Raw genomic sequence first — 24,029 nt, 5'->3', positions numbered from 1 at the left:
ACTAACCCACACCGTCTGGGGTGTGGAGATGGGCGTATTCTTCGCCCTCATCTACAGGAATTAAAATGAGCGAAAGCTTTGCGGAACTCTTTGAAGAAAGCCTAAAGACCCTGAACCTTCAGGCAGGCTCCATCATCACCGGTGTTATCGTTGATATCGATTACCAGGCTCGCTGGGTAACCGTTCACGCTGGCCTGAAGTCTGAAGCACTCATCCCGCTGGAACAGTTCTACAACGATGCTGGTGACCTGACTATCAATGTCGGTGACGAAGTTCACGTAGCTCTGGATTCGGTTGAAGACGGTTTCGGTGAAACCAAGCTGTCCCGTGAAAAAGCCAAGCGCGCTGAATGCTGGATCGTTCTGGAAGCAGCCTTCGCAGCCGAGGAAGTGGTCAAGGGCGTTATCAACGGTAAGGTTAAAGGCGGCTTCACTGTCGACGTTAACGGCATCCGTGCGTTCCTGCCAGGTTCCCTGGTTGACGTCCGTCCAGTGCGCGACACCACGCACCTGGAAGGCAAAGAGCTGGAATTCAAGGTCATCAAGCTGGACCAGAAGCGCAACAACGTTGTCGTTTCCCGTCGCAGCGTCCTGGAAGCCGAGAACTCCGCCGAGCGTGAAGCTCTGCTGGAATCCCTGCAGGAAGGCCAGCAAGTCAAAGGTATCGTCAAAAACCTCACCGATTACGGCGCATTCGTCGATCTGGGTGGCGTGGACGGCCTGCTGCACATCACCGACATGGCCTGGAAGCGCATCAAGCATCCTTCCGAGATCGTCAACGTTGGTGACGAAATCGACGTCAAGGTTCTGAAATACGATCGCGAGCGTAACCGTGTTTCCCTGGGCCTGAAGCAACTGGGCGAAGATCCATGGGTTGCTATCAAAGCCCGTTACCCAGAAAGCACTCGCGTTACCGCTCGTGTAACCAACCTGACCGACTACGGCTGCTTCGCTGAGCTGGAAGAAGGCGTTGAAGGTCTGGTACACGTTTCGGAAATGGACTGGACCAACAAGAACATCCACCCTTCGAAAGTCGTACAAGTCGGCGACGAAGTGGAAGTCATGGTTCTGGACATCGACGAAGAGCGTCGTCGTATCTCCCTGGGCATCAAGCAGTGCAAGTCGAACCCATGGGAAGACTTCTCTGGCCAGTTCAACAAGGGCGACAAGATCTCCGGCACCATCAAGTCGATCACCGATTTCGGTATCTTCATTGGTCTGGACGGCGGCATCGACGGTCTGGTTCACCTGTCCGACATCTCCTGGAACGAAGTGGGCGAAGAAGCCGTACGTCGTTTCAAGAAGGGCGACGAACTGGACACCGTCATCCTGTCGGTTGACCCAGAGCGCGAGCGCATCTCCCTGGGCATCAAGCAACTGGAAAGCGATCCGTTCTCCGAGTACGTCTCGGTTAACGACAAAGGCGCTATCGTTACTGGCACCGTGAAAGAAGTTGACGCCAAAGGCGCCATCATCGTTCTGGCTGACGACATCGAAGCGACCCTGAAAGCCTCCGAAATCAGCCGTGACCGCGTTGAAGACGCGCGCAACGTTCTGAAAGAAGGCCAGGAAGTTGAAGCCAAGATCATCAGCGTTGATCGCAAGAGCCGCGTAATCCAGCTCTCGATCAAGTCGAAAGACGATGCTGAAGAGAAAGAAGCCATCCAGAGCCTGAAAGCAGCTCCGGAAGGTGAAGCAGCTGACACCACTATGGCGGCACTGCTGCGTCAAGCAATGGCCAAACAGAACTAAGTTCTGCTTGATCATGAAAAAGGGCGACTTCGGTCGCCCTTTTTTGTGCCTGCGATTTGATGAGGTGTGCCACGGTTTGCGTATGTCGGGGCTGTGGTGAAACCAATCTCTTCAGCGAGTTGTCTGTTTCTTTAATCGGATCAATCGCCTATTCGCGACTAAGCTGGGTATTACTCATGCGGTAGTCGGGCGTTGCCTGGCATAAGGAAGTGGATGAACAGATTTATTGTGTTGATTGCAGTGTTGGTTTTGGCTGGATGTACCACAAGTGCCAAAACGCATGCCGTGCGCGGCGTCAGCGGCATCGAGATCGACTGCTCTGGTCTGGGTTCGGGGTGGGAGAAGTGCCAAAGACGCGCGGCGAAGGAGTGTAAGGGGGCGGGTTACAGGGTAATCACCCGATCTGACCAGGCCAGGGATGAAGATGAATATCCGTTTGGCTTCAATCCCGCAGGCTACGTCACTCGAACCATGCTGGTCATGTGTCGTTGAATGTGCGCGGCTTCGGTTTGTGCTTTTGTGCACTGAAAACAGGCGTTTCGGCACCAAGGAAGATATGTCAATCCCTGGGCTGTTCAAAATCTTCCGGGCGTGCTAAAACCTTTCAAGCGCTGATCTAGCTGCTTGAAAAAGAAGGGAAAAATATGACGAAGTCGGAGTTGATCGAACGAATTGTCACCCATCAAGGGCTACTCTCATCCAAAGATGTGGAGCTGGCCATCAAGACCATGCTTGAACAAATGTCCCAGTGCCTGGCTACCGGCGATCGCATCGAGATCCGTGGGTTTGGCAGCTTCTCTCTGCACTACCGTGCGCCGCGCGTCGGTCGCAATCCGAAGACCGGTCAGTCTGTCAGCCTTGACGGCAAGTTTGTTCCGCATTTCAAGCCGGGCAAGGAATTGCGTGATCGGGTGAACGAGGAAGAGGAGGAGGGGGTTTGACAGTCGCTGCCCTGCAAGGAGTTGCTCGTGCGTAACCTCAAACGCATACTTCTAGGTGTTTTCATATTGCTGCTGGTATTGGTGATTCTGGCGTTTGTGCTTGAGAATCAGCAGTCAATTTCGTTGATGTTTCTGGGGTTGACCGGGCCGCAGCTTCCAGTGTCATTGGTGGTGGTCATCGCACTGCTCGTTGGTATGCTGATTGGTCCGATTCTGGGGTGGTTTCTGGGGCGTTCGTCCAGAGCGGCGCGCAAACGTCTGGTCTGAGGTCGTCGGCCACTGGCTATCATTCAAATTTGGTTCGTCGCCTGTCCATATCCATTAGTAAAAGATTCATTAAGCTGTAAAATGTTACCCTTGTTCGATAGTGGCATATTCCCACATCGATTTAGACTGACTCTGACGGAAGCCTCCGGTTTGATGGCTTCTGCATTCATGGATTAGACAGTGCTCGTTGGTGTCACTGTCCGCAGCTCAAGGGTATGGTTTCGCGTGAAAATTCTAGTTACCGGCGGCGCCGGGTTCATCGGCTCGGCAGTCATCCGTCACATCATTTCCAATACCAGCGACGCAGTAATCAACGTCGATAAACTGACGTATGCCGGTAATCTTGAGTCGCTGGCAGAAGTTAGCGGTGATCCTCGCTACGTGTTTGAGCGTGTCGACATATGTGATCGTGACCAGATTGACCGTGTTCTGCGTGAGCACCAACCCGATGCCATCATGCACTTGGCTGCGGAGTCCCACGTCGATCGCTCGATTACCGGCCCATCGGAATTTATCCAGACCAACATCATCGGAACTTACACACTGCTGGAAGCTGCGCGCCAGTATTGGGCTGCACTGGATGATGTGCGTAAAGCCAACTTCCGTTTTCACCATATTTCGACCGACGAAGTTTACGGTGATCTTGAAGGGCCAGAAGATCTCTTTACCGAGACTACTCCTTATCAGCCAAGTTCGCCTTATTCGGCCAGCAAGGCCAGCTCCGATCATTTGGTTCGCGCATGGGCTCGTACTTATGGTCTGCCGACGCTGGTTACAAATTGCTCGAACAACTATGGCCCTTGCCACTTCCCCGAGAAATTGATTCCGTTGATCATTCTCAATGCGCTGGAGGGCAAGCCGCTGCCGGTTTACGGCAAAGGCAACCAGGTTCGCGACTGGTTGTATGTCGAAGATCACGCTCGTGCATTGTATAAAGTCGTCACTGAAGGTGTGATCGGCGAGACTTACAACATTGGCGGACACAACGAAAAGCAGAACATCGAGGTGGTTCACACACTTTGTGCTTTGCTTGATGAGTTGCGCCCTGATTCGGCCCATCGACCGCATGCGAGCCTGATCACTTACGTCCAGGATCGCCCGGGCCACGATCAGCGTTATGCAATCGATGCCAGCAAGATCCAGAAAGAGTTGGGCTGGACTCCGCAAGAAACGTTCGAGTCGGGAATTCGTAAAACTGTCGAGTGGTATCTGACTAATACCGAATGGGTGGAGCACGTGAAAAGCGGCAGCTACCAGCAGTGGATTGACGCCAACTATAGCGACCGTTCGGTGAAAAAATGAAAATCTTGTTGCTCGGCAAAAATGGCCAGGTTGGCTGGGAGCTTCAACGCGCTCTCGCCCCCCTTGGTGATTTGATTGCACTGGATCGTAATGCGGTTGGTGAATTGTGCGGTGATTTGGCAAACCTCGACGCACTGCGCTCGACTATTCGTCAGATCAAGCCCGATGTGATTGTGAATGCCGCGGCGTACACCGCAGTAGATAAGGCCGAGTCGGACAAGGAGCTGGCTGATCGGGTCAATGGTGAGGCGACCCGTGTGATGGCAGAAGAAGCAGCGCTTCTGAATGCTTGGCTGGTTCACTATTCAACCGATTACGTATTCAGCGGTCTCGGTGTGGATCCTTGGCAGGAGACAGACGGCGTGGCTCCGGTAAATCATTACGGAGCCAGCAAGCTTGCGGGTGAGCAGGGGATTCTGGAGTCCGGTTGCAAGCACCTGATCTTCCGTACCAGTTGGGTATATGGTGCGCGCGGTAACAACTTCGCCAAAACGATGTTGCGTCTGGCGAAAGACCGCGAAAGCCTCAATGTCATCGCTGATCAAATCGGCGCACCTACAGGTGCAGATCTCATTGCTGATGTTACTGTCTTGGCTATCCAGAAAGTGCAGCAGGCGCCTGAACTGGGTGGCTTGTATCACTTGGCCGCCGGTGGTGAGGTTTCTTGGCACGGTTATGCGGTTCACGTCATTGACTTCGCGCGAGCGGTTGGTGAGGAACTGGCAGTCAAGATGGTCAGTCCGATTGAAACGACGGCCTATCCGACCCCCGCTAGCCGGCCATTGAATTCGCGTTTGAATACTCAAAAAATCCGCGACAATTTCTCTCTGCACTTGCCGGATTGGCAAGGTGGTGTGACCCGAATGCTTATGGAAGTTTTAAATAAATGATCACTACAAATCGTAAAGGTATCATTCTCGCTGGCGGTTCGGGTACGCGCCTACATCCGCTCACCCTTGGCGTATCCAAGCAAATGCTGCCTATCTACGACAAGCCAATGATCTTTTACCCACTGTCGGTGCTAATGCTTGCGGGTATGCGGGAAATTCTCATTATTTCTACACCTGAGGATTTGCCTTGTTTCCGTAAGCTGCTGGGAGATGGCAGCCTGTATGGCATAAAGTTGACCTATGCGGAACAACCAAGTCCTGATGGTTTGGCTCAGGCATTCATTATCGGTGAGGAATTTATTGGTAAAGATCCTTGCTGTTTGATTCTTGGCGACAATATTTTCCACGGGCATCATTTCTCGGACAATCTGCGCGCTGCCAGTAATCAGGAAAGTGGGGCCACAGTTTTTGGCTATCATGTTTCTGACCCTGAGCGCTTTGGTGTTGTTGAGTTTGATGATTCTGGCCGTGCCTTGAGTATTGAAGAGAAGCCTGATCAGCCAAAATCCAGCTATGCAGTAACTGGCTTGTACTTCTATGACAATCAGGTTGTTGATATCGCCAAAAGCATCAAGCCGTCGGAACGAGGCGAGTTGGAAATTACTGATGTCAACCGAGTTTATCTTGAGCAAAAAGCGCTTAGTGTTCAAATGCTTGGGCGTGGTTTTGCATGGCTCGATACTGGGACTCATGATTCTTTGCTCGAAGCCAGCCACTTTGTGCACACCATTGAACATCGTCAAGGATTCAAGATTGCGTGTCTTGAAGAGATTGCCTATACCAATGGGTGGATTAATGCTGAGCAACTTGGGTCTCAGGCAGAGCGCTTGAAAAAAACCGGGTACGGCCAATATCTACAAAAACTATTGGATCATGGCTCGCTGTAAATAGAGCGAAGCACACTCTGGATTAGTAAATCCAGCACCGTCTATGCAGGATTCGCATGCCAGTAGAAAATCAAAGCGTTGCAGTTTTGCTGGCTGCCTATAACGGTATGCTTTGGATCGAGCAACAACTTGATTCGATTCAAGCCCAATCCATGACCGATGTATCGATCTACATCAGTGTCGATACGTCCACCGATGGCACTGAGGCTTGGTGTGCTGCCTATGCAGCACGCCACTCCAATGTGGTTGTTCTGCCGCCGCAAGGCAAGTTTGGTGGGGCCTCGCGTAATTTTTTTCGTTTGATACGGGACGTCGATTTTTCCCGGCACGACTTTGTTGCCTTTGCCGATCAAGATGATATTTGGCATGAAGAAAAGCTTGTTCGGGCGACCCGCACGCTGATTGATCATCAGTTTGACGCATATTCGAGCAACGTTACTGCGTTTTGGGCAGGCGGAAATGCTCGCTTGTTGGATAAGGCCCAACCCCAGGTCGAATGGGACTACTTGTTCGAGGCAGCAGGGCCGGGCTGCACCTATGTGTTAGGGCGCAGACTGGCAGACGCTCTTAAAGCTTCACTCCTTACTAATTGGTCTGCGCTACAGTGTGTTGATCTGCACGATTGGTACTGTTATGCGTTTGCTCGTAGTCGTGGGTTCAAGTGGGTGATTGATCCCGTGTCCACTATGCAATACAGGCAACATGACCGTAATCAAGTCGGTGCGAATACCGGATTCAAGACATTAGTCGCACGTTACAAAACAGTGCGGGACGGTTGGTGGTTCAAGCAGGTTCGAATAATTGTAGAGTTGTTGGATCTGATTGAGGAACGATTTGTTCGTCAGTGGATTGGCTTTAGCCGCAGAGAGTTAATATTTCTGTCATTGAGTTCATGCCAGTGTCGGCGACGTAAACGCGATAAAGCGCTTTTCTTTATTTTATGCTGGGTTGCAGCACTGTCAGGGACGAAGAAAAGATGAATCAGCCGTTGGTCTTGGTTACGGGGGCAACCGGATTCGTAGGTGAGGCGGTAGTTTTCAGGCTACTTGTTGATAAAGCATTTACGCCACTAGCTGCCGTGCGTTCCCAGTCAAAAATCAGTGGGCTGTGTAAAACTGTTTACTGGGATATGAATTCACCTGATATCGGGTTTGCTCTTGATGGCGTTCACGCAATCGTTCACTGTGCTGCCAGGGTTCATGTTATGGACGAAACTGCACCGGATGCACTGGCGGAATTCCGGAAAATCAATGTCAACAGTACGTTGAATCTGGCGCGAAATGCCGCCAGTTCGGGCGTAAAGCGTTTTATATATATAAGTTCAATTAAAGTTAATGGTGAGAGTACTCCTCCAGGTCGTCCATTCACGTCAGCCCTAAGCTCAGTGCCGAAAGATCCTTATGGGTTATCGAAATTCGAAGCAGAAGAGGGGCTAAGAGAAATAAGTTTAGAAACAGGTATGGAGTTGGTCGTTATTCGACCTCCGCTGGTCTATGGGCCAGGCGTCAAGGCAAATTTTCTAGATATGATGAACTGGCTGGACAGAGAGGTTCCTCTTCCGCTAGGTGCTATTCATAACCAGCGAAGCCTGGTATTTATTGAAAATCTGGTGGATTTGATTGTCACCTGTATCAGTCACCCTTCCGCTAAAGGGCGTGTATTGATGGTCAGTGATGGTGCAGATATATCCACATCGCAGTTGCTTGAATTAATGGCGAAAGCTTTAGGGAAAAAAAGTCGCTTGCTTCCTGTTCCGGTAACACTGTTGAAATTGGCAGGTTTTCTGACAGGGCGCAGGGCCGTGATTCAACGCCTTTGTAGTTCGCTGCAAGTTGATATCAGCGAAACATGCAGTTTGTTGGGTTGGTTTCCTCCGATTACAAGGGATCTAGCGTTTCGCCGCAGTGCGCTTCACTTTCAGGGTAATCGGAAAGTATGATTTTCTGTTGGCTATTAATAGTTGTTCTTTGCACCTCCCTCGCTTTGACGTGGGCTTTGCGCCATTACGCACTCAATGCAAGCATAATGGATGTCCCGAATGAGCGAAGTTCCCACACTGTGCCTACCCCGAGAGGCGGGGGCGTTGCAATTGTAATCTCTTTCATTACAGTGCTTCCGATACTTGTCGGGTTTGACTCTTTAACGCTGTCGGAGGCGGCAGCAGTTGGTGGTGCAGGCTTGCTTGTCGCCATTTTAGGCTTTGCTGATGATCATGGACATATCGCTGCTAGATGGCGACTTCTGGGGCACTTTATCGCTGCAGCCTGGCTTTTGTTCTGGTTGAATGGGTTGGCACCTGTTTTATTTTTTTCCCAAGTATTAGATATGGGGTGGGCTGGACCGGCATTGGGCGCGATGTATCTGGTTTGGGTTCTCAATCTATACAATTTTATGGATGGTATTGATGGTCTAGCAAGTATAGAGGCTATTTGTGCTTGTTTAGGGATGTGTGTCATTTACTACGTGGCGGGAATGCCAGAGCTTATCGGTGCGCCTTTGTTATTGGCTGCAGCGGTCATGGGCTTTCTCTTTTGGAACTTTCCTCCTGCGAAAATATTCATGGGGGACGCAGGTAGCGGGTTTCTTGGTATTGCGATAGGTGGACTCTCTCTTGTTTCAGCTTGGCATTCACCGCGTTTTCTATGGTGTTGGTTGATATTGCTTGGCGTCTTTGTGGTAGACGCCACATTTACGCTTTTGCGCCGAGTTGCCCGAGGCGAGAAAATTTATCAGGCTCACTGCAGCCACGCTTATCAAAATGCTTCAAGGTACTTTAGGAGCCATCGGTTTGTTACGTTGGCTGTATTCGCAATTAACATACTTTGGCTCCTACCCATTGCTGTGCTGGTCGCCGTTAACGTCTTGGAAGGTGTGGCAGGAATTTTGCTGGCCTATTTTCCCATCGCTGTTCTTGCCTGGAGGTTTGAGGCGGGAGCGGCTTCACCCCAATAGGGGGTTGCTTTCATGACTTTCGAGGATTGTCTGCCGTGAGGGCTAACGTTGGCCAGAACGTTTCTAAGAATCACGGTCCAGCGGTGATATTTTGAGATCCAGGCGTGGGTTTGATAAGATCAGACACCCTGATATTCGTATTTCCTTCGATTTCAGGATCCCCCAGCTGCTGACGTCAGAGCCAATGATTTCTGACAGTGGTCTCCGTTTTTTGACAAAAGCCCCGAAGGTATCGAACATGTTCCCCCCGAAAAACGTTTTGCACCTTGGAAAAGCGGTCTGCGTACGGTGAGTGACTCTTTTTTAGTCAAGGAAAGCAATGCGGTGAGCGTTAGTAATGAGACGATAGGGAAGGTCGCGATATTACTTTGCACCTATCAGGGGGAGCGCTATCTCGCAGAGCAGATAGACTCTATTATCAGCCAAACTTATGATAATTGGGTTATTTATGCGTCAGATGACGGATCGCAAGATCATACTTTGGAGATTTTGCGTGTCTATCAAAAAAAGATAGGCGCAGAACGATTTTTTATACTCTCCGGTCCGCAGCAAGGTTACGCGAATAATTTTATTTCTTTAGTCAAAAAACATTATATCGCAGCGGAATATTATGCGTTCTGTGATCAGGACGACATATGGTCAGAAGATAAACTCTGTGTTGCTATTCAGTGGCTAAAGAATTGTGCGGTAGACATCCCTTCACTTTATTGTGGGCGAACAGCGCTGGTCGATGAATTTGGAGTGAAGGTTGGTAACTCACCCCTCTTTAAATATCCGCCAAGTTTTAAGAATGCCCTGGTGCAAAGTCTTGCGGGCGGAAATACGATGGTTTTCAACCATGCGTTGAAAGCAATAGCTGGCGTTACCGCCAATTCAGAAATTATTTCACATGATTGGTGGTTTTACATATTGGTGACGGCTTGTGGTGGTCGAGTTTATTACGATTTCGAGTCGCATGTCAGCTATAGGCAGCATTCAGATAATGTTATTGGTGCCAATGCAGGGGTTTTATCCGGTTTTACGCGCCTAAGGAAAATGCTCGGTGGTCGTTTTCTTGAGTGGAATAGACGCAACCTTAAAGCGGTTGATCCATTAAAAGAGCGTATGCCATCCTCAAATTTGATGGTCCTGGAGAATTTTGAAAGGGCTAGATGCTCGCCGTTATTAAAACGGTGTGTCTTTTTAATACGTTCAGGTGTTTATAGGCAAACACTGCAGGGGAATTTGGCTCTCTGGGCTGCCGTGTTGCTCAACAGGATTTGAATAGGATTATGTATGCACGTGTGTAGATTTAAAGTTTTAACGGAAGAATTATCAGCTTCTGAAGGGAGTATGGGGGGTTCCCCAGTGCGTCAGTGTTGGTCTATGCAATTGATATCAGTAGTTTCTTTGATTATTGAGATTATTTTTTTTATTAGATAGTGCGATGCTTCTTGGAGTGGCTATGGCCAGTTTTGTTGGAAGTTTAAAAGCAAGTGTATTTGCACCGGTTGTTTCGGTTGTGCGTAATCGTTCGTTGATACTTGCATTGAGTAAGCGTGAAGTGCTTGGCAGATATCGTGGGGCTAGTTTTGGCCTGTTGTGGTCGATTCTAAGCCCTTTTTTGATGTTGTGTGTTTACGCTTTTGCATTCGGCAGTATTCTTAATAGCCGCTGGCCTCAGCCAGCCGGTTCGGTTAATAGTTTTGCGATAATTCTTTTTGTTGGACTTATCGTTCATGGTTTTTTTGCGGAGTGTTTCACTCGTGCTCCAATGCTGATTACCAGTAATGTAAGTTATGTTAAGAAAGTTATTTTTCCTATTGAAATACTTCCTTGGCCGATGGTGGTCTCGGCGTTGTTTCATACCTTTATGAATGTGGTAGTTCTAATCGTACTAAGGCTGGCGGTCGATCATCAATTCTCTTGGAGTATTGTTCTTTTGCCGGTAGTGTTTTTACCCTTGGTCATATTGATGTTGGGGGTTGGCTGGTTTCTTTCAGCACTAGGTGTTTATATTCGGGATGTCAGTCAGGTTACGGGAGTACTGTCCACCGCACTGTTGTTTACTTCTTCGGCTGTAGTGCCGGTTAATGCCATTCCAGAGCAATATCGATTTGTATTCTCGCTCAACCCATTGACCTTTATTATCGATCAGGCTCGAGAGGTTTCTCTTTGGGGGGGAATGCCTGATTGGAACGGATTGGGGCTGTATGCCTTGGCCAGTTCACTGTTTGCATTAGTCGGTTATACATGGTTTTCGGCGACAAGAAGGGGGTTTGGCGATGTGCTCTGATTCTGCAGTAATTGTGAGCAATGTAAGTAAAAGCTTTCCTGTGTATGACAAACCTCATCATCGACTTCTGCAGATGCTTTCTCCAGTAAGTAAGAAAAAGATATGGTTTAGAGAATTTCATGCTCTAAAAAGCATTAGTTTTGAAGTCAAACGCGGAGAAACGTTTGGGATCGTTGGTCGTAATGGTTCCGGTAAGTCAACTTTACTTCAACTAATTTGCGGCACGTTATTTCCTACTCAAGGTGAGATAAAGGTTAACGGACGAATCGCTGCGCTACTTGAGTTGGGGGCCGGCTTCAATCCGGACTTTACCGGCCGTGAAAATGTTTACTTGAATGGCTCTGTACTTGGCCTCTCCAAGGAAGAGATCGATTCTCGATTTGAGGAAATCGCAGCATTTGCCGATATCGGCGATTTTATAGAGCAGCCGGTAAAGAGTTATTCAAGCGGAATGTATGTTCGTTTGGCTTTCTCCGTAGCAATCAACGTGAGCCCGGATTTGCTTATTGTAGATGAGGCGCTGGCCGTTGGCGATGAAGCTTTCCAGCGTAAGTGTTTTGCACGTATTCAGCGTCTGAGGGATGCTGGTTCTACGATTCTGTTCGTATCTCATTCTGCCGGGATCGTGACAGAGCTTTGTGACCGAGCTATTCTCCTGGACCAAGGGGAGTTACTTGCCCTGGGTGGTCCAAAATCGGTTGTCTCCAAGTATCATAAGCTAATTTATTCTCCCGCTGATTCTGTAGAGGCACTTAGGGCAGAAATAAAATTGCAAATGAATGATGAATTACAAGGCGCTGATAAGTTTGTTTCGGTCGCCGATAGAGTCGACTCAAAGTTGGTAATCAGTGCTAAGAAAGATGCTGAGGCCAAAGAGGATGCGTATTACGACGAGGGTATGGTCCCGCAAAGTACATTAAGTTACAAGTCCAGCGGCGTGTCCATTATTAACCCTCAAATCGAGACTCTCGATGGTCGTCGAGTCAACGTGATTCAGGAAGGTGAGGCCTATAATTTTGTGTACGAAGCAGACTTTTCAGAGTCTGCCGAGAAGGTAAGATTCGGGATGATGATTCGTACTACATCCGGGCTGGAACTGAGCGGTGCAGTCAGTTCCACCATCCAGGATGCGATTGATATTGTAGAAAAGGGAACTCGAGTCAAGGCTGTTTTCCCTTTTGTTTGTCAGTTAATGCCTGCAATGTATTTTTTGAACGCCGGGGTGCTGGCCGTTCTAGATGGACAAGAGCAGTTCTTGGATCGAAAAATCGATATCGGAATGTTTCGAGTGCTGCCTAACCCATCACGCCTTTCTACCGGTTTGACGGATTTGGTTGAATCGCCCGATTTATGGTTTTCCTCGATAGATTTATCGGTAACTAATCATGAATAACCCTACAGCAATTTTAGTGTTGGGAATGCCTCGTAGCGGTACCTCGGCAGTCACCCGTGTGCTCAATCTACGCGGGGCGGCGTTGTCGGGAAATTTGTTGCCTGCAGCCAAACCCAACCCTAAAGGTTTTTTTGAAAGCGCAGACGCGTTGGCCATTCATGAGCGGCTATTAACGGCTTTAGGGCGCACTTGGTTTGATGTCAGTGAGATGCCTGAAGGATGGCTTGAGCATCCAGCGACCCATAAGGCACATGAAGAACTGGTCGAACTGGTTAGACGTGAATATGGCGACCAAGCGCTTTGGATTATCAAAGAGCCCAGAATGTGTCGTATTGTTCCTCTGTGGCTCAGAGTACTTCGCTCGCTGAACATTGCGCCCCGTGCGTTACTGGTAACCCGCCATCCGGATGAAGTTGCGAGTTCTGTCGCTCGAATGGTCGGTGAGGAAAAGTGGGGGGCCAAACATACTGAAATTCTGTGGCTTGAATACTTTTTTGAAGCTGAAAAAGCTACGCGTGAAATTCCTCGATCAATAATTACCTATGATCAATTATTGATGGATTGCGCTGTCAGTGTAGAGCGGGTTGCGGCCGAACTGGAGCTTCAGTGGCCCGTTTCGATCGAAGATTCGAAGCAAGAAGTTGATGCTTACCTGGGAGTTGAGAATCGTCATCATGATCACAATTCAAACGCAGATCCGCAACGCAAAGAGAGAACTTTTGCAGAGCGTGTGTATTCTGTGTGCAACGAAATGCGGAGTGATTACTGGCAGGTTATCGAAAATGCACAGATCGAATTCTCCGAAATGCTGGCTCTTTTCTCTTCGCCAATGCGCGAGGCAGTTGATAGGGCTCTAGAGCAACGAGATGAGCAGAATCTCTTGCAGCAGGCTGAACTACAGGCACTGAGACATCATCATAATGATGTTTTTTTTAAACAACACACTGAGTTGAGCGAGCTGAAAGAATCGCACAAGAAAATGGAGGAGGCGCTCTCCGAAAGCAGGGTGGAGATATCTAGATTGATAAATTCACTCAATGAAGTTTCATGTGAGCTTGGTGTCGTGGCTGCGCGAGAAGAAACTTGCCAGCAGCAGTTGCATGATGCCCAAGCGAGCTACGCGGACCTCCTTGCGCTTACCGCTAGCAGGACGTGGCTGGTGAAAAAAATCTTTTCGATTGCAAAAAAATAAGCCTTATTTGAATTGGTGGTTATATGAAGCGCGTATTATTTTATCTTTTCTATGATGAGCAGGGTCAGGTCGATGACTATGTTACTCATAAATTGAAATCGCTGAAGGACAGTATTGATACAATTTTTGTCGTGTCAAATTCTGCGCTGACAGTTGAGTCGAGAAAAAAGCTTGAAAATGTTGTTGATGTCGTTTATGTCCGTGAAAATATCGGTTTCGATGTTTGGGGATATAAAGAAGCTATGGAGACCTTTGGTCTCGATAAGCTAGAGGAATATGATGAACTGATTCTGATGAATTACACGTTCTTCGGTCCAATTTTTCCGTTTTCTGAAACGTTTGAAAAAATGGACGCGATGGAGTGTGATTTTTGGGGTATTACTGCGCACAAGGCGATGGTGCCCAATCCATTCACTGGCCGTGATGAACTCCCGCTTCATTTAAACTCGCACTGGATTGCTGTGCGTAAGAAAATGTTCACATCTCCGGAGTTCAAGCAGTATTGGCGTGAGATGCCAATGATCAACTCTTATGTGGACTCTATTCTTCAGCACGAGTCTCGCTTTACTAAGCATTTTAGTGATTGCGGATTCAGCTTTCAGGTTACATTTCCTGTAGAAGATTATCCAACTGAATACTCTGCGTTCCAGAGTATTGAGTTGATGTTTGAGAATCGCAGCCCAATTTTAAAACGACGCCCGTTTTTTCACGACCCAATATTTCTAGAACAAAACGCAATGACCCTGAAAGGGGTAATGAAAAAAATAGAAGAGGATAGTGATTACGACACTTCTCTTATTTGGAAGAATGTTGTCCGCAGTACTCAGCCGCGAACGCTTCATACCAATATGGATTTGCTCGAGGTTCTTCCGGGTGAGGATTTTGAAGAGCTGAGTAGTAAGCCGCGCCGTATCGCGGTACTGGCTCACTTGTATTATGATGACATGCTTGAAGAAGCTATGTCGTATATTACTAATATTCCATATGCATATGATCTTTATATCACTACTAGTGATGAGCAGAAGAAAAAGAATATCGAGCTTGCTCTGCTAAAATATGATGTGAATAAATTTGAAGTTCGCGTTACGGAGGAAAATCGTGGGAGGGACATGGGGTCCCTGTTCATGACGCTTCGTGATGTTCTTTTGTCAGGTCAATATGATTATTTGTGCCGGGTTCATTCAAAAAAATCCCCGCAAAATGGTCATAATATGGCGTTGCTGTTCAAGCAGCACATGTTCGACAATCTCTTGCACAGTCCTGGATATGTAAAGCGCGTTATTGGGTTGTTTGAAAAAAATGAAAGTTTGGGTATGGTTTTTCCTCCCGTTGTTCATATTGCCTACCCTACATTAGGACATGCCTGGTTCGAGAACCGCAAGCCCGCCACGGAGTGGGCGAAAAAGTTAGGCATTACCACCGCATTTGATGACTCAACACCAGTGGCGCCATATGGAACGATGTTTTGGTTCCGGCCAGAGGCTATCAAGAAAATTTCAACCTATCCATTCAAATGGTCCGACTTTGATCCTGAGCCGAATCATATGGACGGCGGTCTGGCTCACGTACTAGAGCGCTTGTTAGGTTATTCGGTGATGAGTGATGGCTATCACATGAGGTGTGTCATTAACACATATCAGGCATCAATCAATTACACCAAGCTGGAATACAAGCTTCAACGTCTTGGTTCTATGTTGCCTAATGGAAATATACAGTATCAAATTCAATGGTTGGATAAAGCCAAGGATATTTGTAATCGCGTAGACCATTATGCCTCAGCGAACAATACTTATGTGCCGCCTGCCGAGTGGCTGGATCAAGCGAGAGAGCTGCATGAGAAGCTGGTAACATTCTTGCCAGGTGGCACGTTTCGTGAAAAGATGGGAGCTTTGGATCAGGCTCGCCTTTTGAATGACAAATTGAACTCTTTCATGGGCGATTCGGATGTTTTGACCCGCCTGCGCTGGGTGGATCGAGCGAAGCTGTCCGTTCAACGACGAGTATTGAATCGACTCGTATCGTTGTTCAGAGGTAAGTAAGCAGCAATGATAATGGCGAATCTAACGGTTCGCCATTCTCATAAGTCTACGCATGTGCTTTTGAGTGTAGAGTACATACGGTTTGTTTGAGAGCTTAACGGAATCAGATTGAATATGCGTAGAGTTGCTTTTTATCTTTTTTATGATAATGACGGAGTTGTGGATGACTACATAGTCTATAAGCTTCGTAAGCTTCGCGCGCACGTCGATACCATATTTTTCGTTTCTAACTCTGAAATTGCTTCGGGTTGTCTCGAGAGGGTTGAGCAATTAGTCGATACTGTTTACTGCCGGAAAAATATCGGTTTTGATGTTTGGGCTTATAAAGAGGCGATAGAGAAGTTTGGTTGGGAGGAGCTCCGTCAGTACGACGAGGCGCTGTTTTTAAACTATACCTTCTACGCTCCGGTTTTTCCTTTTTCGGAGCTGTTTGATTCGATGAGTGAAGCAAAAGTGGATTTTTGGGGGGTGTCTGCTCATAATCAGATTTCGCCAAATCCATTTACTGGTAAAGGCATTTTGCCGTTTCATATTCAATCGCACTTCATCGCTGTGCGAAATGAGATGCTTTGCTCTGAAAGTTTTTATAAGTATTGGCATGATATGCCAATGATCAAGTCTTATGAGGATTCTATTTTAAAGCATGAGGGGCGTTTTACCCAGCATTTCAAAGAGTTGGGTTTTCAATTTGCTGTTTATTTAGATCCTGCGACTTACAATACCGATCATCCGGTTTTCTCCGAAATTGATTTAACCATCGAACGACGTTCGCCGATTTTAAAGCGACGGCCTTTTTTTCACGATCCCGCTTTTCTCGAATCCCAGGCAATTGATGTCAAACGTGCATTGGATTATGTACGAGAGAGGTCAGATTATGATGAAGCGTTGATCTGGAAAAACCTGATTCGTACCACGCCGTTGCGTACGATTTATACAAATCTCGAGCAATTGAGTATTCTTTCAGATTCTCATGCTAATTCCATTTCTCCTCGGCTCTCCCAGAAGAGGGTTGCAGTCATCGCGCATATTTATTACGTCGATATGCTGGATGAGATAATGGATTTGATAAAAAATGTTCCGTTGAGCTGTGCATTATTTGTCACTACTGATTCCGAAGAAAAGCAAACGCAAATCATCAATGCTCTCAGCCACTTGAGTGTGTGTGATTTTTCGGTATTGGTTTGCGCTTCCAATTTTGGCAGAGATACATCTGCATTATTTATTACTTGCCGCGATGTCGTGCTCCAAGGCGGATTTGATTATATTTGCAGGCTTCACAGCAAGAAGTCACCGCAAGATGGCTGGGCGAAAGCGTCGATGTTCAAACGCCACTTGTTCGAGAACCTTCTTTCCAGTAATGAATATGTAACCAATGTGCTTGAGATGTTTGAGGCCGAGCCGTGGGTGGGGGTTGCAATGCCGCCTGCAGTGCATATTGGTTATCCCACCCTAGGGCACGGATGGTTTCTCAATAGAGAGCGAGCTGTAGACGTTGCAAGAAAAATTGGCTTGAACGTCCCTCTAGACGTAGAGACTCCCATCGCAACGTATGGCTCGATGTATTGGTTTAAACCGGAAGCGTTGAAAAAGCTGTTTGAGCATGAGTGGAAATGGAGTGACTTTGATGAAGAGCACTATGGAGATGGAGACCTTCCCCATGTGCTTGAGCGGCTAGTTACGTATTGTGCTCAAGATGCTGGTTTTATAAGTCGGTGCATAATGACACCCGCGCAGGCGTCGAAGAACTATGTCAAGCTGGAGTATAAGGTGCAGGCGCTATCTAGTTGTTTTCCTTCGGGAGACCTGCGTGAACAGATGCAAATCGCCAGAACGGCACGCTTCGCAGGGGGAGTAATAGTTTCTTTGAAGCGTTCTATAATGTTCAGATTTCCACGGCTTGCACCACTTCTACGTAGTGGCTACCGTTGGGTGTTGAAAAAATAATAATGCCGAGAGGATGTCGATCTCGCCATTCTCTTGCGTAGGCAACAGTGCCATCGTTACCAACTGGAAAGTAGATTATGGTTTTTAGTTCTTACCTATTCATTTTTCTGTTTTTGCCCGCCTTTTTAATAGCTTACAAGCTAGTTGGGCATCGACTCAGAAATATTCTCATTCTGGTTGCAAGTCTGTTTTTTTACTACCTGGGAGACGCAAAAGGGGTCTGGATTCTCTTGGCTGCCATTGTCGGCAACTACGCGTTCGGTTACTTGATTGCTATATATCGACAGTCGGGCAGCGATGAAGGGGCAAATAAAACTGCCAGGATTTTTCTTATTGTTGGTCTTTTTTTCAACTTGTCGGTGCTAGGTTATTTTAAGTACATTGGTTTTATTACGCAGAACATCAATATCATCGCTGAGAAATTTGGTCACCCGTCGGCGGTTCCGGTTATATCGGTTCTTCTGCCTCTAGGTATCAGTTTTTTTGTTTTTCAAGGTATCAGCTATCTGGTCGATGTGTACCGTGGCACCATTCAAGCAACCAAAAGTTTATTGATTTTCGGTACATTCAAGTCGTTGTTTCCACAACTTATTGCCGGTCCTATTGTCCGTTACCGTGATATCGCAGCAGAGCTTCCGGATCGATCTGTCAATCCCGATATGGTCGTTGAGGGGATTACCCGATTTGTTATCGGCTTTGCAAAAAAAGTGTTGTTGGCTGATACCTTTGCAATCACTGCTGACGCCATTTTCGCACTGCCCTCGTCCGAACTGAATTTCGGAACGGCCTGGTTGGGTGCTGCCAGTTATACGTTGCAAATATACTTCGACTTTTCCGCATACTCTGATATGGCTATCGGATTAGGTCTGATGATGGGGTTCCGCTTTCCGGAAAACTTCAACTACCCTTATAAGGCGGCATCTATTCGCGACTTCTGGCGCCGCTGGCATATGACCTTGTCCGGGTGGTTTCGTGATTACGTCTATGTACCTTTGGGTGGTAACCGAGTTGGCGCCGCTCGAACTTACGTTAACCTCATGGCGGTTTTCATTCTGACAGGGTTATGGCACGGTGCTTCTTGGACATTCGTCGCTTGGGGTCTATGGCATGGTCTTTTCCTTGTTATAGAGCGCTTCACCAATATGGAGAGTCGCGGCATACCGTTCGTGCTGCGTTGGTTATATACCCTTGCAGTGGTGGTTTTCGGTTGGGTACTGTTCCGCTCTGAAACATTCGAGCATGCGTTCCACATGAGTGCCTTGATGTTGAACCTTCGCAGCGGCCCGGAAAATTATGTTATCGCCGAGTATATGAGCAACGGATTGTTGTTGGCCTTGGTGGTGGGAGCAATCCTCAGCTTCCCAGTTTATAAGTGGCTGTGTGATCGTCTATCATCCAGTCAACGAGTTGTTGTTGGCGTATTTGGACTCGGTTCACTCTTCCTGCTTGCAAGCATGAAAGTTCTTTCCGGCGCATACAGCCCTTTTCTCTACTTCCGGTTTTAATATATGAGATCAGTATTTAAGCCACGGGTCATCATTGGGTTGTTCATGCTCGCCCTGTGCGTGCCCGGTATTGCGGTGATGTTTTCTCCCCAATTCGCTCCTGCGATAAAATCCGTCATCAAGCATCCTGGTGAGTGGGCAAATCTGCGGGACGGAATTCGCAGAACCACACCGCTTTGGAACAACGCCGTCGAGGGCTATTCGAGTTTTCTTTACGCTCTTGGAACAACTAATGACAAGGCTATTGCTGTTGTGGGACGTGATGGCTGGGTTTTTCTTGGGGACTTCTTCAACAAGAACATGTCACAAGCCCTCGGCCGTCGTCACTACAATGAAGTTGAGCTGAACGCTTGGAGCGGCACAGTTGGGGGGCAAGAGCGGTGGTTGGCTCAACGCGATATACCGATGTTGTTTGTTGTTGCGCCAGCCAAGTGGTCTATTTATCCGGATAAGCTCCCTCAGTGGTCGGAAGGGCGCATTGGCACTCACATATTCGATCAGTTACTCAGTTCACAGCAGCATCTGCCATTGATTGATTTGCGACCAAGTCTGCAACAGGCTCGCTCAATTGGAGATACGTATTCCCCATTCAATAGTCATTGGACGGATTTTGGTGCTTGGGTAGGCTGGAAGGAAATCAGCCAAAAACTCGCCACCCTCAATCCGAAATTTAACGATCTGTACGTTCCTCCAGCTGATGGTGCCGTCGTCAATCCCGATTACGGTAGTGAATTCAAGGCAATGATCAGCCTCCCGGAGCCCAATCCCTGGACAATGCCCAAGCTGGCTTCTCCCTTGCCAGAATTTGCGATCGTGGGTGATGACGGCTCAGCTCAGATCGTGCCTGGCAGTACGCACACAGGTCTATTGGATCTACCAAGAAATACCCGTAATGAATCGGTGAAAAAACGCTTGAGAGCGTTGGTATTGCGGGATTCGATGGGTGACTCGCTATCGCCATATTTGCAAGCTGCTTTTTATGAAACGATTCAGGTTCGGCATAACATTGACAATCAGTCGCTCGCTCCCAATGTTCCGGCTCTGATTGAAAAATACAAACCGGATGTTGTGCTCTACGTGATGACTGAGCGTCATCTCGATAACGTTTTGAGCGAGAGTTATTTGTGGTTATCCGCTAATAACTATGATCTTGCTGTGAGCCAGGGCGCTCCCGTCTACGTCGCGAACGAATCCCCAGCCCTGATCACGAGCGGTAATTCGGATCTGAAGGGGCCCTTCGCTCTTACGTGGGCAGATTCGTCGAAAGGGTTGCGAACTGTGCGGGTTTTCCTGAAGGCGAGCGCCTCAGGCGTACTCAAGATTAAAGGGGTGAAGGACGGGCGACCGGTGGAGTTTGCCGAACGCTACGCACAGGGAGATAATGAACTTTTTTTGAGCCTGACCTCCGAGGTTGATGTGGCTCAAGTCAGTTTTGAAAATCTGGATCCTTCTGTTCAGGTGAGCTTGGGCAAGGTTTCCATGGTTGTGCAGGACGCGAAGTAATTTTTTGAATCAAGATCAGGAGTGGTTAATGAGCAAGACATGTCTAGTTACCGGTGGCGCAGGCTTTATTGGCTGTGCTTTGTCTCCTTTGTTGGCCGGGCAATTCAGCCGAGTTGTTGCTTTCGACAATCTCCACCCTCAGGTGCATCCAAGCGCAGAGCGTCCGGCGGCACTGGATTCGCGTGTTGAGTTTGTGAAGGGCGATGTCACCTGTCCTGAGGACTGGGATCGCGTCTTGAAAGAGTTTGCACCCGATGTTGTTATTCATTTGGCAGCAGAAACAGGTACCGGCCAATCATTGATGGAAGCGAGCCGCCACGCTCATGTCAACGTCACCGGTACGACCCAAATGCTGGATGCGCTCGTGCGCAACAATCCGGAAGCGTTGCCTGAGCGCATCGTTCTGACTTCCAGCCGTGCCGTTTATGGTGAGGGCGCGTGGAAAGATGCCAATGGCGCAATCGTTTACCCGGGCCAGCGTTCCCGTGAGCAACTAGAGCGTGCTGAATGGGATTTCCCTGGCCTCAAGGCTTTGCCATTTAACTCTCATACTACAACGCCTGACCCGACAAGCGTTTATGGTGCAACCAAGCTTGCTCAAGAGCATATCCTCAGCTCTTGGTGTCTTGCCTTGGGTGTGACGCCTGTAATGTTGCGTCTGCAAAACGTTTACGGCCCGGGTCAGTCGCTGATCAACTCTTATACCGGTATTGTTTCCTTGTTCGCGCGTATGGCGAAAGAAGGGAAGAGCATCCCGGTTTATGAAGATGGCGTAATTATTCGAGACTTCGTTTTTATCGACGATGTGGCCAATGCAATTTTTGCGGCGACCATCCATTCTGACGGTACCACCAAGCCTTATGACGTAGGTTCGGGCGAAGCGACTAGCGTAGCCCAGTTGGCGGGTATCATTTCTCGCTACTACAAAGCTCCTGAGCATCACATCAATGGCAAGTATCGTCATGGTGATGTGCGTCACGCTTCTTGCACCATTGACGAGACCAAAGAAGTTCTGAACTGGTCGCCAAAGATTATGGTTGAAGAGGGTGTACACATCCTTTGCAAGTGGATTGATGACGGCGCTCAAGCCTAAAATCGTCTGATACATGAAGGGTGATCGACTGATCACCCTTTTTTTCTGTGTTTTCTACGCAGGTGCTAATGCCGGTGCGCTAACTTTCAAACTTCTGGCATACACTTAATGCTACCGAGCGTGCAGCCACACGCAATTCGGGAACCGCAGTAAGCTCCCAATGATCGGCTTTTAACATAGGACCGACATAGCTTAGCCACTCATTAGGCTTCCCTTGAGCGTTTTTCAGATAGTAATGCTCATTTGCACAAATTCCCAATCCCAAGTTGTCCGAAACTACCAATCCCTCCTTCAATAGCTCCTTGATAAGCGGACTTTTCGTTTTTTCTGGATTGGAAGTGGGACCGGTGCAGTTCACAATCAGGTTGACTGTCAGTAATCTATTTGATGCCTTGCGACGTTCCTTTATCACCGCAGTCACAGAGCTGTTCACTACATCCATCGAGACAATGCGTCCGGCCAGGGGAATTAGTTGGCCACGATTCAGTGCATCCTCAAATATCTGGAATGTATCCGGCGCGACCCTGTGGCGATGTACGTCCCAATAGCTTTGGAGGTGGCGCAGGAATCGGCGGCGTTCGGTGTCGGGAAGGCGTCTCCAGAGCTCTGCCGTTACGGGACGAATCGATGCAATGATATCTCGCCAGTCAATCTGTTCATTCAGCCCGGTTTTTATCGCATTTCGGACGATTTTCAGATAGCCGAGTATTGACGGCTTTGACTCAAGAAGGCGGTTACGCGTTTGCATGTGATCCGTATGCTGGCCTCTCGCGACACGATGAGGTTTCGGTAACAAACCACGTCGCGAAAGCATATAGACCTTGCCGGTATGCTTTGACTTTATCAGGTTGCTGATGACATCTATTGCCGTGAGCCCGCCTCCGATCAAAAGTATTGGCTGATCCTTCTGGATTTTTGAGTCAGATCGTTGCTCCCAGGGATCCTGTTGATAGTAGTGTGTTTCGCTAACAGACCCGAGGCCCGATGGGTTGCTGGGAGGGAAATGTCCGAAAGCCAATGTGACTTGATCAGCTTTGAATATCTCTCCCGAGTCTAATTCAATTGTGGCCCCTTGACCGTTAGGGGTCAGGCTGACAACTTCGGCACTGATCTGAGTTGTTTTGACGCGAGGAGCTGAGCGTTCAATCGCCTGATTTAGCAAGTGTTCGAGATAATCGCCGTACACTTTCCGCGAAACAAACGAGCTTGCCGTCACTTCCATGTTGCGCTCGAGGCAATATTCCAGGAAGGAATCTGGCTCGTCTGCAAGGGCGGTCATATTGCCAGCTGGTACATTTAAAAGGTGCAGTGGACTATTGGTGCCATAAGCAAGCCCGCGAGCAATTAGTCCAGACCGGTTGATGATGAACAGTTGAGCTTCTTGTTGTATTCGATTCAAAAACTCGATAGCAGCAACGGTTCCGCTAAAGCCTGCTCCAACAACGACGAATGTGTTCATGCTTCCAGGTTTTCTTGAAGGACAGCAAGAATGCGCTGAACTGATTTCTCGAGATCCTCTTCAAGTGTGTTAATTCTTATTTTAGGCGCTAGAGGAACTTCATAGGCTGAATCAATTCCAGTGAAGTTCTTGATCAATCCCAGTCTTGCTTTTCCGTACAAACCTTTCGGGTCGCGTCGCTCACACTCGGTCAAAGGTGTATCGATATGGACTTCAATGAAATTTCGCTCGCCTATGACATTGCGCGCCAAGTCTCGGTCACGCCTGAAGGGTGAAATGAATGCTGTTATTACGATCAGTCCAGCGTCGAGAAATAGTTTTGAAACTTCTGAGATTCTTCGAATGTTTTCTTCTCGGTCTTGATCGGAGAATCCAAGATCATTACATAGACCTAGCCTGATGTTATCTCCGTCAAGAAGATAAGTGTGTCGTCCGGCTTTTAATAGTGCAAGTTCCAAGGCGTTGGCAATGGTTGATTTACCTGCGCCACTCAATCCTGTCAGCCATATAACAACCGGTCTCTGCCCTTTAAGGGCTGTTCGATTTTCAGATGTTACCACTTGAGGCGGTGAGGTAAGATTTCTGATCATGATATCTCTTTTGCAACAAATTGGTTACGAGCGCGGATTTATTTGA

The 24,029-nt window shown here is 48.2% G+C and carries 21 protein-coding genes; 19 read left to right on the top strand and 2 right to left on the bottom strand.

Features of this window, described 5'->3' with window-relative positions:
• Nucleotides 1-65 precede the first annotated feature (65 nt).
• The 19 genes from rpsA (at nucleotide 66) to PMI25_RS25740 (ending at nucleotide 21,934) form a co-directional block, all read left to right on the top strand.
• Nucleotides 66-1,751 (top strand): 30S ribosomal protein S1, encoded by a 1,686-nt coding sequence (rpsA, locus tag PMI25_RS25820; RefSeq protein ID WP_007963626.1) that lies wholly within the window; start codon nucleotides 66-68, stop codon nucleotides 1,749-1,751.
• A gap of 213 nt (nucleotides 1,752-1,964) precedes the next feature.
• Nucleotides 1,965-2,243 carry a hypothetical protein gene (locus tag PMI25_RS25815; RefSeq protein WP_007963627.1) on the top strand — a complete coding sequence of 93 codons (279 nt, stop codon included), beginning with the start codon at nucleotides 1,965-1,967 and terminating at the stop codon, nucleotides 2,241-2,243.
• A gap of 152 nt (nucleotides 2,244-2,395) precedes the next feature.
• On the top strand, nucleotides 2,396-2,692 hold the full coding sequence (gene ihfB, locus PMI25_RS25810) for an integration host factor subunit beta (RefSeq protein ID WP_003189779.1): 297 nt from the start codon (nucleotides 2,396-2,398) through the stop codon (nucleotides 2,690-2,692).
• A gap of 27 nt (nucleotides 2,693-2,719) precedes the next feature.
• Nucleotides 2,720-2,959, top strand: a complete 240-nt coding sequence (locus PMI25_RS25805) for a LapA family protein (RefSeq protein ID WP_007963628.1) — start codon at nucleotides 2,720-2,722, stop codon at nucleotides 2,957-2,959.
• A gap of 225 nt (nucleotides 2,960-3,184) precedes the next feature.
• Nucleotides 3,185-4,261 carry a dTDP-glucose 4,6-dehydratase gene (gene rfbB, locus PMI25_RS25800; protein ID WP_177325745.1) on the top strand — a complete coding sequence of 359 codons (1,077 nt, stop codon included), beginning with the start codon at nucleotides 3,185-3,187 and terminating at the stop codon, nucleotides 4,259-4,261.
• Nucleotides 4,258-5,151 (top strand): dTDP-4-dehydrorhamnose reductase, encoded by an 894-nt coding sequence (rfbD, locus tag PMI25_RS25795; protein ID WP_007963632.1) that lies wholly within the window; start codon nucleotides 4,258-4,260, stop codon nucleotides 5,149-5,151. The genes rfbB and rfbD overlap by 4 nt, the downstream gene beginning before the upstream one ends.
• Complete coding sequence (gene rfbA / locus PMI25_RS25790; RefSeq protein ID WP_007963634.1) at nucleotides 5,148-6,038, top strand: glucose-1-phosphate thymidylyltransferase RfbA; 891 nt, start codon at nucleotides 5,148-5,150, stop codon at nucleotides 6,036-6,038. The genes rfbD and rfbA overlap by 4 nt, the downstream gene beginning before the upstream one ends.
• Before the next feature lie 56 nt (nucleotides 6,039-6,094).
• The gene (locus PMI25_RS25785; RefSeq protein ID WP_007963636.1) at nucleotides 6,095-7,018 is read left to right on the top strand and encodes a glycosyltransferase; all 924 of its coding nucleotides are present in this window, start codon (nucleotides 6,095-6,097) and stop codon (nucleotides 7,016-7,018) included.
• Nucleotides 7,015-7,977 carry a UDP-glucose 4-epimerase family protein gene (locus tag PMI25_RS28370; RefSeq protein WP_007963638.1) on the top strand — a complete coding sequence of 321 codons (963 nt, stop codon included), beginning with the start codon at nucleotides 7,015-7,017 and terminating at the stop codon, nucleotides 7,975-7,977. Before PMI25_RS25785 ends, PMI25_RS28370 begins: the two co-directional genes overlap by 4 nt.
• Nucleotides 7,974-8,990 (top strand): MraY family glycosyltransferase, encoded by a 1,017-nt coding sequence (locus tag PMI25_RS25780; RefSeq protein ID WP_007963642.1) that lies wholly within the window; start codon nucleotides 7,974-7,976, stop codon nucleotides 8,988-8,990. The genes PMI25_RS28370 and PMI25_RS25780 overlap by 4 nt, the downstream gene beginning before the upstream one ends.
• A gap of 324 nt (nucleotides 8,991-9,314) precedes the next feature.
• Nucleotides 9,315-10,253 carry a glycosyltransferase family 2 protein gene (locus PMI25_RS28365; protein ID WP_007963643.1) on the top strand — a complete coding sequence of 313 codons (939 nt, stop codon included), beginning with the start codon at nucleotides 9,315-9,317 and terminating at the stop codon, nucleotides 10,251-10,253.
• A gap of 181 nt (nucleotides 10,254-10,434) precedes the next feature.
• Nucleotides 10,435-11,265 carry an ABC transporter permease gene (locus PMI25_RS25775; RefSeq protein ID WP_007963646.1) on the top strand — a complete coding sequence of 277 codons (831 nt, stop codon included), beginning with the start codon at nucleotides 10,435-10,437 and terminating at the stop codon, nucleotides 11,263-11,265.
• Complete coding sequence (locus PMI25_RS25770) at nucleotides 11,255-12,658, top strand: ABC transporter ATP-binding protein (RefSeq protein ID WP_007963648.1); 1,404 nt, start codon at nucleotides 11,255-11,257, stop codon at nucleotides 12,656-12,658. Before PMI25_RS25775 ends, PMI25_RS25770 begins: the two co-directional genes overlap by 11 nt.
• Nucleotides 12,651-13,850 (top strand): sulfotransferase, encoded by a 1,200-nt coding sequence (locus PMI25_RS25765; protein ID WP_007963650.1) that lies wholly within the window; start codon nucleotides 12,651-12,653, stop codon nucleotides 13,848-13,850. The genes PMI25_RS25770 and PMI25_RS25765 overlap by 8 nt, the downstream gene beginning before the upstream one ends.
• A 23-nt stretch (nucleotides 13,851-13,873) precedes the next feature.
• Entirely contained in the window at nucleotides 13,874-15,889 is a 2,016-nt protein-coding gene (locus PMI25_RS25760; protein WP_007963652.1) for a rhamnan synthesis F family protein, read from the top strand.
• Nucleotides 15,890-16,003: 114 nt separating this feature from the next.
• Nucleotides 16,004-17,833: a rhamnan synthesis F family protein gene (locus tag PMI25_RS25755; protein ID WP_007963653.1), complete on the top strand. Its 1,830-nt coding sequence runs from the start codon at nucleotides 16,004-16,006 to the stop codon at nucleotides 17,831-17,833.
• Between the two features lie 77 nt (nucleotides 17,834-17,910).
• The gene (locus PMI25_RS25750) at nucleotides 17,911-19,338 is read left to right on the top strand and encodes an MBOAT family O-acyltransferase (protein ID WP_007963654.1); all 1,428 of its coding nucleotides are present in this window, start codon (nucleotides 17,911-17,913) and stop codon (nucleotides 19,336-19,338) included.
• Between the two features lie 3 nt (nucleotides 19,339-19,341).
• Nucleotides 19,342-20,841 (top strand): alginate O-acetyltransferase AlgX-related protein, encoded by a 1,500-nt coding sequence (locus tag PMI25_RS25745; RefSeq protein WP_007963656.1) that lies wholly within the window; start codon nucleotides 19,342-19,344, stop codon nucleotides 20,839-20,841.
• Nucleotides 20,842-20,869: 28 nt separating this feature from the next.
• The gene (locus PMI25_RS25740) at nucleotides 20,870-21,934 is read left to right on the top strand and encodes an NAD-dependent epimerase/dehydratase family protein (RefSeq protein ID WP_007963657.1); all 1,065 of its coding nucleotides are present in this window, start codon (nucleotides 20,870-20,872) and stop codon (nucleotides 21,932-21,934) included.
• A 79-nt stretch (nucleotides 21,935-22,013) separates the two neighbouring features.
• Here PMI25_RS25740 and PMI25_RS25735 read toward each other — a convergent pair whose 3' ends face one another.
• Both PMI25_RS25735 and cysC read right to left on the bottom strand, forming a co-directional pair.
• Entirely contained in the window at nucleotides 22,014-23,393 is a 1,380-nt protein-coding gene (locus PMI25_RS25735; protein WP_007963658.1) for an FAD/NAD(P)-binding protein, read from the bottom strand.
• Nucleotides 23,390-23,983 (bottom strand): adenylyl-sulfate kinase, encoded by a 594-nt coding sequence (gene cysC, locus PMI25_RS28360; protein ID WP_007963659.1) that lies wholly within the window; start codon nucleotides 23,981-23,983, stop codon nucleotides 23,390-23,392. Before cysC ends, PMI25_RS25735 begins: the two co-directional genes overlap by 4 nt.
• Between the last annotated feature and the right edge of the window lie 46 nt (nucleotides 23,984-24,029).

It is taken from the genome of Pseudomonas sp. GM30 (assembly GCF_000282275.2).
Lineage (GTDB): Bacteria > Pseudomonadota > Gammaproteobacteria > Pseudomonadales > Pseudomonadaceae > Aquipseudomonas.
Note: the sequence above shows the minus strand (reverse complement) of the source record. Positions and strands in the feature narration are given on the sequence as shown.